This is a genomic window from Deferribacterota bacterium, assembly GCA_034189185.1.
GTDB lineage: Bacteria > Chrysiogenota > Deferribacteres > Deferribacterales > UBA228 > UBA228.
Window position 1 is genome coordinate 1 of sequence record JAXHVM010000068.1, and the last position, 10,042, is coordinate 10,042.

The 10,042-nt window shown below is 33.6% G+C and carries 10 protein-coding genes; 2 read left to right on the forward strand and 8 right to left on the reverse strand.

The annotated features are described in order from the left end of the window. The first annotated feature begins 139 nt into the window (after window positions 1-139). Entirely contained in the window at window positions 140-793 is a 654-nt protein-coding gene (locus SVN78_06045) for a transposase (protein MDY6821164.1), read from the forward strand. A 145-nt stretch (window positions 794-938) separates the two neighbouring features. On the opposite strand, the gene SVN78_06050 is transcribed toward SVN78_06045, so the two are convergent. From SVN78_06050 to SVN78_06065, 4 genes are all read right to left on the reverse strand, one after another. Then, window positions 939-1,163, reverse strand: coding sequence for a type II toxin-antitoxin system HicA family toxin (locus tag SVN78_06050; protein MDY6821165.1), 225 nt, complete (start codon window positions 1,161-1,163; stop codon window positions 939-941). Further along, window positions 1,156-1,389: a type II toxin-antitoxin system HicB family antitoxin gene (locus SVN78_06055; protein MDY6821166.1), complete on the reverse strand. Its 234-nt coding sequence runs from the start codon at window positions 1,387-1,389 to the stop codon at window positions 1,156-1,158. The genes SVN78_06050 and SVN78_06055 overlap by 8 nt, the downstream gene beginning before the upstream one ends. Before the next feature lie 441 nt (window positions 1,390-1,830). Beyond that, window positions 1,831-2,610, reverse strand: a complete 780-nt coding sequence (locus tag SVN78_06060; GenBank protein ID MDY6821167.1) for a hypothetical protein — start codon at window positions 2,608-2,610, stop codon at window positions 1,831-1,833. Window positions 2,611-2,890: 280 nt separating this feature from the next. Next, entirely contained in the window at window positions 2,891-3,259 is a 369-nt protein-coding gene (locus SVN78_06065; protein MDY6821168.1) for a nucleotidyltransferase domain-containing protein, read from the reverse strand. A gap of 222 nt (window positions 3,260-3,481) precedes the next feature. On the opposite strand from SVN78_06065, the gene SVN78_06070 reads away from it, so the two are divergent. Beyond that, a complete protein-coding gene (locus SVN78_06070; GenBank protein MDY6821169.1) occupies window positions 3,482-5,293 on the forward strand; it encodes a DUF4209 domain-containing protein in 1,812 nt (603 codons plus the stop codon). A gap of 149 nt (window positions 5,294-5,442) precedes the next feature. On the opposite strand, the gene SVN78_06075 is transcribed toward SVN78_06070, so the two are convergent. The 4 genes from SVN78_06075 to SVN78_06090 all read right to left on the reverse strand — a co-directional run. After that, window positions 5,443-5,967 carry a tetratricopeptide repeat protein gene (locus tag SVN78_06075; protein ID MDY6821170.1) on the reverse strand — a complete coding sequence of 175 codons (525 nt, stop codon included), beginning with the start codon at window positions 5,965-5,967 and terminating at the stop codon, window positions 5,443-5,445. Window positions 5,968-6,123: 156 nt separating this feature from the next. After that, a complete protein-coding gene (locus SVN78_06080) occupies window positions 6,124-8,688 on the reverse strand; it encodes a rhodanese-like domain-containing protein (protein ID MDY6821171.1) in 2,565 nt (854 codons plus the stop codon). A gap of 250 nt (window positions 8,689-8,938) precedes the next feature. Then, complete coding sequence (locus SVN78_06085; GenBank protein ID MDY6821172.1) at window positions 8,939-9,145, reverse strand: type II toxin-antitoxin system HicB family antitoxin; 207 nt, start codon at window positions 9,143-9,145, stop codon at window positions 8,939-8,941. 417 nt (window positions 9,146-9,562) lie between these two features. Beyond that, window positions 9,563-10,042: hypothetical protein (locus tag SVN78_06090; protein MDY6821173.1), on the reverse strand; the 480-nt coding region annotated here is incomplete at its 5' end.

Below are 10,042 nucleotides of genomic sequence, written 5' to 3' on the forward strand. Positions count from 1 at the left end.
TCAAATTTTATCTAACAAAATAGGCAATCTCCCGACCGAGCACTTAAACTTAAGTGCTCGGTCGGGGGATTCTGTGATGGCGTAAGTACGGGGAAAATCTGACTTGCGAAGTCGGTGACTTTTTGTTATTTATATAAAGATGAGAAAAGTACCTTTGGCTACAGATTGCGTATACCATATTTTTACAAAGAGCATTGATAAGAACGTAGTATTTAAGGAAAATAGCGATTATATACGTTTAATTGAGGCAATTAAATATTATATTTATGAAACACTCCCCTTTAATTTTGCTGCTTACTGTAAATTAAGAGATAAAAATACCTTTATATCAAAATATGATCTTAATAGTAAAAAATTAGTTGTAGATATTATTGCATATTGTATTATGCCAACACACATACATTTAGTTTTGAAACAGTTAGTTGATAATGGTATCTTTATATTTTTAAGGAAACTTTTAAATAGCTATACACGTTATTACAATATAAAAAATGAAAGAAGTGGCCCTCTTTGGCAAGGTAGATTTAAAAATGTTTTAGTAGATAGCAATGAACAATTATTGCACTTAACAAGATATGTCCATTTAAATCCAACAACAGCTGGAATTGTTAAAAATCCTGAGGATTGGCCATATTCATCTTATTTAGAATATTTAAATATAAGTAATGACAAAATATGTAATTATTACAAATATCTAGATATTGATATGAAGGATTATAAAGAATTTGTTGATAATAGAAAAGACTATCAAAGAGAACTAGGTCTTATCAAACATTTAACCTTCGAAGAATAGGTTCATATTTTTATTTACATATTTTGCCTGTGTTCAATTTAAAATTCTACTAGTGAAATTGGAAAATATTCAGGAAATGGGCTGTGATGGCTTAAATACGGGGAAAATCTGACTTGCGAAGTCAGAGGATTGGATGGAGTTGAACCTATAGTAGATCTCTTAACTCTTCTTTGCTTATACCTGCTTGTTTTAAAACTTCAAGCATAGTTCCCTTTGGTAAATCTCTTTTATGAAGTGGTACAACAACTCTTCTTTTTGTTTCAGGTTGGTAGTAAATATGATGGCTTCCTTTAATCCTATCCAATACAAATCCCTTCTTTTCAAGTATCTTGATAATTTCCTGTGGTGTTAGGGATGGTAGTTTAGCCACGAGCCTCTACCATTAGAGTATATTCTAACGTTCCTTCCTCTGTTGGTATCTCTTCATTATGCTCTTTCAGGCTCTCTATATATAATTCAATAGCTTCCTTTGCCATCTCTATTGCTTCTTCTATTGTATCCCCATAAGTGACACAGCCTGCAAGAGAAGGAACTATTACTGTATAACCCCCTTCAGGTTCTTTTCTGAGAAAAATTCTATAGCTTAATGGTTTCATATGATTTCCTCTTTATATATAATATACAATTATACAGTGAAATTGCTAATAAATATTTGATTATTTAATTTTACTAATTTTATAAAAGGTTTCAATAATATTTGGTAAAACATTGTAGGGATTATGATCAAGAAATTATAATTTCAAAACTACAAAATAAATCTGACTTGCGAAGTCGGAGAATGGGTGTGGTGTGCTGTGATGGCGTAAATACGGGGAAAATCTGACTTGCGAAGTCAGAGGATGGCAGGGGAGATTGGGCCAGAGCACTTAAACTTAAGTGCTCGGTCGGGGGATGATGAGATGGTGTGAGGATGGGGAAAATCTGACTTGCGAAGTCGGAGGATGGGGCCAGAGCACTTAAACTTAAGTGCTCGGTCGGGGGATGATGAGATGGCTTATTTATGCGGAAAATCTGACTTGCGAAGTCGGTGGATGGTATTATTGTGGTTGATAATTTTTCTTTATTATTATTTCATCATTATTTTTAACTGCAGTCCAATTCTTGAATAATTTAACAAATGATTCATCAACAGGATTAACCGCAAATGGATTATTAACAAAAATGCAATCTTCGCCAATATTCTCTGGGTGGTTTAAAACTCTTTTATTAGAATATAAAACACCACTTACAAATTCAAAATCAGTGCTTTTGAAACAATTTACAGGTACGAGTTTGCCGCTTGATTTTGTGATTTCGCTTCTAATAGAAACACTAATTTCACCAGTTTTTATATTTATTTGTTCGTGCTGAATGCCAAATAATGCTTTTAGTACATATGGTATACTTGAGCTTTCACTATATCCAAGAGCACTTATATTTACAGCAATAATAAATGGTAATTTTTCATTAAACCAATTTTTGCATTTCCACTTATTATATTGGTCTTGTTTGCCTTTTATTGCTTGTGTTATTCGTAAAATTATTTTATCAACTGGCAATTCTTGAAATTTTATCTCATCGAGTGTATCGGCTTCAAATGGCTCTGTCACAGAATCTGCTTTCGTCGGATCACCTTTCGTAGGTGCTACACATTCAATATATGCTATCTCGTCAATTACAAAATCAGGGCCTTCATTTTTTGATTTTTTTGATTGTATTTCTAGTTTCTTTTCTAAAAGAACATTTCCGACATACATTTCCCATGTTCTTTGATAGAAATTAGTTTTAAGTTCAGTTTGAAAATGTGAATCAGCATAGCATCGAAATTTTTCCCACAACTTTTTTATTTTTTCTCGATCTTCTTCAGCAAGCTGTAGTTCATCTATAAATTTTGACATAGTTTCTTATCTCCTAGATTATAATTTAGATTTATTTTGATAATGTAAAGAGAATTTACGGGCACTTAATTTAAAATCTTGAACATTAGATGATTGAGATAAAAATCTGACTTGCGAAGTCGGAGGATTGGGGAGATGTCATGAAAAGGCGTAAGTACGCGGAAAATCTGACTTGCAAAGTCGGGGGATTACTATTAATACTAAATCACTATAGGAAGATCTAAGCCAGTCTTTTATTATGTTCTCTTTCATACAGTAATTGCCCTTTTTGTAAAATTTCCCTTGAAAATGAGTTGTTCACAACCTTAAATTTTTCATGCATTTTTCTCGTGTGAACAATTAAATCTGTAGGATGTTCCTGAAGAAAGTCCTGGATATAGTTTGCGATTTTTAAATATACTTCCATTTTTTCATTATAATTTTTAGGGATAAAATCATCATTTGTTACAACATAAAGGTCAATATCACTGTCTTCATCAGGAGTACCATAAGCGTAGCTACCAAACAGTATAATTTTATCAGGATTTAGTGGCTTTAAACGCTCAACAATTTCTTCTTTGAGTTTTTCAATATCAATATCTTTTTTCATATTTAAAATATACAGATTCTTAGAATAAAGTTCAAGAAAGTCTTAACGTCAAGCATTGAGAGCTAAGTGTGCTGTGATGGCTTAAATATGCGGAAAATCTGACTTGCGAAGTCGGGGGATGGCACTTTTAATTTTTAAATGACAAATAGATTTTTTGAATTGAAAAAGATAAAAAATATATTAATGTTGTTAAAAATATATTCAATAATTTTATAAAACAAAATGCTTAACGATGACATAAAAAAATATCTTGATGAATTGAATCAAGACCAGAAAGCCCTAAATCCTTATCTTTGCGAACATGAAATTTCTCAAGAAATAAAAAACATTATTAAGAAAAACAAAAATTACAAACTTACAAAAGAAGACATGACTGAACAAATAGCTTTTGATTTTATGGCTGATTATCAAAATGATGACACAGGTTGGGAAACATATTACGGGCCAATGTTTGTTTTACCAAGAGAAAAAGGGCAAATGGTGGAATACCCGAGTATAAAGCAAGTAGATCAGAAAATACTGGAATATTGGACGAAGCGAGCAAAAGAAAGTATAAATCCAATTTTCTCATCACGTTATGCTGATTTAGTTGTTGATTTTTCGAAAAAAGTCACAAACAAAAATGCTCACATTGATTTATTCCATATAGTCATTGATTCAAACATTGCGATTTGTGAAAAATCGTTAGCCAGCCCACATGATTGCAAGACGAAAATCAAAAGAGCGTTAGATTTAGCTATAAAAATAAATAATCAAGATAAAATCGCCATATTAAAAGAAGTAATAATCAATCTTGAGAAAAGAGTGGCAACTGATGACGAGCCCGGGTTGTGGGGTTTTTCTTTTAAATGGCTTATTTTGGATTTTGGTAAAAAAATTATACTTAATGAAACAGAAAAAGCAGGATTGGTTAAAGATTTAGAGAATAGGTTGAAACGAGTTGAAAAAGACACCTGGCTTACAGAAAATGTTGTCTCTCTTCTTGCTGAATATTATGCAAATGAAAAAGATGAAAAAAACCTTATGCGCGTTTTGGAAGTTTTGGAAAAATCTTTTAAAGCAGATAAGCGTATAAACTCCGATGCATTATTAAAATCACGTGCCTATGAAGAAATAGTTGAGATATACAAGAAATATGCAAGTTGTTTTGCGGAAGCAGAAATGGCAAGAAAAAGACTTTTTCAAGAGATCGGGCAACTTGATTTGGATTGGAATAATTCTCTCAAAGAAATTTCCGCAACAACAGAAATAAAACAGAAAGATATTGATGATTTTTTGAAAGCAATCTTTGGCAAAAACGAAAACAATAAATTAGATATCATTATGGCAAGAATAGCTATATATAACCTGCCTATAAAAGATACTGTAAAAAAACAATTAGATGATATTTCTAATGAATATCCTATACAATTTTTATGCTCAACACAAATTATTTCTGATGATGGCATACCAATTGCTGAACTTTCTACACTGGAAAAAGATTATGAAAATCATTTCAAAAGCTACGCTAAGCAATATATACAATTTAGCTCATTTTTCCTCTCGCTTACAATGAAAGAGTTAAAAAAACGTTTTTCAAAGCAAAAAATCATTGATTATTTTGAAAAATCTGTTGTTTTTAAAAATGAAAATAAGGAATATCTAAAAAGGACAATTTCTGCATATTGGGACAATGATTACCTAGCTGCTTCACATTTTTTGAATCCTGTTATAGAAAGCGGATTTAGAGAATTGATGAGAATTACAAATAGCGTATGGCTAATCCGAGATGATAAGGATGGTGGCTTTAATCGGCTCACCCTTACTAAAATATTATGGAATAAGAAAAACGCAGAAATTATCAATAATATATTTTCAAAATATGGATGTGATACACTTTTTTATTTTAGATTGGTGCTTATAGAAAAACTTGGAATGAATTTACGAAATGACTTTGCTCATGGTTTTGATAAAAAGAAATTTTTTGGTCGTGATGCTTCAGATAGATTATTTCACATTTTAATCTGGTTATCACTAATTAAAGACAAAAGATGATAAGATAATACAAAAGACTAGAAAAAGAGAAAAAACAGAAAATAGTTTAAAACTTGCGAAGTCGGAGGATTGGGGAGATGTGCTGTGATGGCGTGTATATGCGGAAAATCTGACTTGCGAAGTCAGAGGATATTCTGTTTTTGCAATTTTTATAGTAGCCCTAAATTCCAGAGAAGATCCATATAATAGATAGATAAAACATCGTAATATGGCAATCTCTGTTTTACCTGGTTTGTAATATCATTTGCAGGTTGGCTGGTATTTTGATTTAATAAGCTGATATACGTATTAATAGCGTTATTATAACTTGCCTGGGCATTGTTTTTATCACCTTTATTGAAATAGCATGCACCTAACAGATAATATGATTCAAAGTCTGTTTGATCCATTGATACAATTTTATTAAAGTCGGCTATTGCTTTATCATAATCTTTGTAATATTCCATATACACTCTTGCGCGATAATAATAGGCATCAATAAGTGTATTATCTGCCTGTATTGCAGCTGTCAAATAAGAAAGCGCCTGTTCATAGTCACCTGAACTATAATAGTCAACACCCTGTTCAAAATATGCACTGGCTTGATTTACCTCTTTTTCTATAGAAAACAGAGCATTTTGAAAAACTACTAAAAAAAGTACCATTACTATAAAAAAAGCTTTAAGTATTCTCATTTTTATACCCTCAGTTATTTATTATATGCACTAAAAATCGCCTTAAGCCTCTTGTTATTTTTAAATATTTTTAAATACAGCTGATATAACACTGACAACGTTACATCATAACACGCTGGATTAGATAGCCTCATCTACCCACCCGTTTAAATCATATTAATTAGTTTGTTGCATTTGCAAATAATGCATAATTTGTTCGCTTTCCTCCTTACTTATAGGCTCTAAATTAACAGCAGCTCTTATTCTATTTATGATTGTAAAGATATTATCATCCATATTGTTTAAAAATTCAGCCATTCTCTCTTGCCGTTCTGCTCTATTTTGTTGTCTTTCCTCTCTACTTGGTGAAATAATTGTCCTGATTATCTCAATGGTGTTGCCAATTGGTTCGCCACTTGGACCAAATTGTAAGGAAGAAAGCAATTCACCATTCACACCTTCGGGCCCAAACTGCAGTCTTTGCAGTATGTTGGGCTGCACGTTCTCTACACCAAATTGCCTTTCTGCCTGCCTTGCCTGCCTTCTTTCCTGGCGATTATCCCTTCTTTCACTTCTAGGGAGCTCACTTACCCTTGAAGCATAATCATTAGCAACTGTGCCATAGGCAACGTCCCACAGGTAACTTGCAAAGCTTCCTGCCCAGCTTGATCCAATATTTATAAAAGGCTCAAGAAACGCACCATATCCTGTAAGCGAAATGAGCAACGATATTGTTGTTCCAATGCCACCAATTGCTAGATTTGTACCTAGACCTACACCCATATTCAGAGGCATACTAACATACCAATTATCCACAAAATCCCTTATCCTATCACCATATATAGTTACATCATCTAAGGCATCTTGTTCAAATCGTTGTTCTAAGGCATCCTGCCTAAATACTTGCCCTAATACTTGATCTAACCTTGTGCCTCGTTCATTCTCTATTCTGTTATTAACCCTATCAAAATGTGCTTGAACAAGATTATCTACGGGATTTATCCGCTCAAATGGTATAAAACCTACTATCCTATCCTGCCTGTTTGTTCTCCTTAAGTCATTTCTTAAATTTCTTGTAACCCTATAATCTCTCTGTAACTGCGTCCTGTAGCTATCATCACCAAGAAAACCCACACCAGTTCTGGCTACACCAGTTAAAACCCTAACACCTAACCCAATAACGGGAGTAACTAGACCAGCATAAGGAATAAAGCTCAATAATGAGCTCGTTAGGCCCCAAGTAAGTCCTGGCAGCCCCCAGAGAGCATCTGAAACAATAGCACCATTTGTTAAAAAATCAGCTAATGTTCTACCCTTTTTTATAATACCATAATCTCTAAATTCATCGTGCCTTTCCTGTCTATTAAACCTTCTTAGCTTTCTTGCACCAACACGTTCCTCTATTTTATCAATCCTTCTTTCAAGTCTATTATCTCTTAAGCTAAAATTTTCAAATAAAACCCTATTCTGCTTTCTCTCTAGCCTATTTATCCTAAAACCACTTATACCAGAGCTGGTTAAGCCTATCATCAATCCCTTATTATATCCATCGTTATAACCATTTTCATATCCCTTATCATAACCCTCTAATGCAATCTCATTTTTAGCGTCAAGAATACTGTTTCTTTGATTTCTTTCTGACCTGTTCATGCGCCTTTCGTCACGCCTTGATACATCGATACCCAGAAGCGCCAATGTATCTGTAACCCCCTCATTAAATCCCTCTGCCTTCAAATCGTTTGCTGTTCCTATAACCTGCCTGCGCGCAAATCGCTCATTTCTGTCCATGCGCCTTTCGTCACGCCTTGAGAGATCTGCTCCCTGCAATTCTAATGCCTCAACAAGAGCATCATTATAACCTGTTTCAACCAAATCGTTTGCAGCACCTATAACCTGCCTACGTGCAAATCGATCATTTCTGTCCATACGCCTTTCGTCACGCCTTGATGGTCCCATACCTACTACATTCAATGCATCAACTACCCCTTCTGTATGAGCATCATTCCTTATCCCTCTATCGTCAACAAATATATCAAGTAACACATCGCCTAAAGAACTATCAGTAGGCAAAAACTCCGCAATAACAGGATTTTCTCTGAGCCTATTAATCTGAGTGGTAATATTATTAAGAACATCTCCCAATAAGGACATATTTTCTGGGCTGGTAGCTACCAGGGTATCTAAATTTTGCGTAATATTTACAAGGGCAGTTGTGGTTACATCAATTACCTGCCTTGCTATATCTATAAAATTCTGTATATCAAGCTCACTTACACTTTTCTTCTCATTACTACCTACAACTATTTCATAGCCACTATTTACCCACTTCTTGTAGCCACCATCTAAAACATACACTTCATATCCATAAAAGGATGCTAATTTGGCAAAAAAATCTGTTAATGCTGCATCTTCACCAACTATAACAAGAGGCTTTGCTATATCTAATGAAGTTGTGGTAATTAAATCTGCCAACAAATAGGCATCTATATTTTTTGCACTGGCAATATGGCCATTTTCAAAAAGCGCCCTATCCCTTATATCAACTATCGCTAATTGCCCACTACTATTTAATATTTTATTATTTAGAGAGCTTACTGTGATTTTATTGTAATAAAATGTGTTAGAGACACTACCAACACCATTTGCTGAATTAACAGCTGTATTCGCATAAGTTATAGATAGATTAACACTCAACAGGATTAAAAAAACAAATATAATAAACAGGCTTAAGTATTTTTGCATACCAGACCCCCATTAATGTTTTAAATAATATAAAATATTTTTATTTTTGCTAAACTACTTAATTCCTGCTTGATTACACTTATCTAATTATTAATGGTTTTTAATATTTTTACTAGTTATTTAGTTTCAGTAAATAATATTTTAAATTTTTTACATATATTTTAATTAAAAAGAATATGAACATTCTGACTTGCGAAGTCGGAGGATATGCTGTGATGGCGTAAGTATGGGGAAAATCTGACTTGCGAAGTCAGAGGATGGCATTTGCCTCTGTTGGTATCTCTTCATTATGCTCTTTCAGGCTTTCTATATATAATTCAATAGCTTCCTTTGCCATCTCTATTGCTTCTTCTATTGTATCCCCATAAGTGACACAGCCTGCAAGAGAAGGAACTATTACTGTATAACCCCCTTCAGGTTCTTTTCTTAGAAAGATTCTATAACTTAATGGTTTCATATGATGATCTCCTCTTTATTGTATAATATACAACTATACAGTGAAATTGCTAATAAATATTTGATTGTTTAATTTTACTAATTTTATAAAAGGTTGCAATAATATTTGGTAAAACATTGTAGGGACTATGATTAAGAAATTATAAATTCAAAACTACAAAATAAATCTGACTTGCGAAGTCAGAGGATGGCGTGTGGATGCGGAAAATCTGACTTGCGAAGTCGAAGGATTTTGAGATGGCGTAAGTACGGGGAAAATCTGACTTGCGAAGTCGGGGAATTGAGGTGATGGCGTGGGGATGCGGCCAGAGCACTTAAACTTAAGTGCTCGGTCGGAGGATTGAGGTGATGGCGTGAAATGGCGTGTATACGCGGAAAATCTGACTTGCGAAGTCGGGGGATTGGTAAGGATTTTATATCAATTTCTTCCGTTTAATAATTTATCTTGGTAATTTTTAATCGTTTCATCTGGGGGATTATGCCAGCCAAACTCATCAAAAATATGTTTTATCGCATTGAAAGCAAGGTCTTTCGGATTGGTCATAATCTGCTCTTTATTAAATTTTTCACCATATTTTATCATCTGTTTCTTTGACTTATAAGACTGGAGTAATCTTAGCTCTTTGACATCCGTCCAGAGTTCCCTATTTTCTGTATTATGCAATATGATAAAAACATGCACGCCATCATCATATATACCAGTTGTTCCAAGCCGTGATAAAAACACAAAAATTTCGGTCATTTGGAATACAACGCTTCCGATAATCCCAAGTGAAGACATAGGCGGCTTGATTTTTTCGTGCAAGTTTTGTTGCCAACTAGCTTCTTCAAACCAATCTTCGCAAAGCGCTAGATAATGAATAAATTCGCCACTTTGATACATCCGCCAAAATTCTTT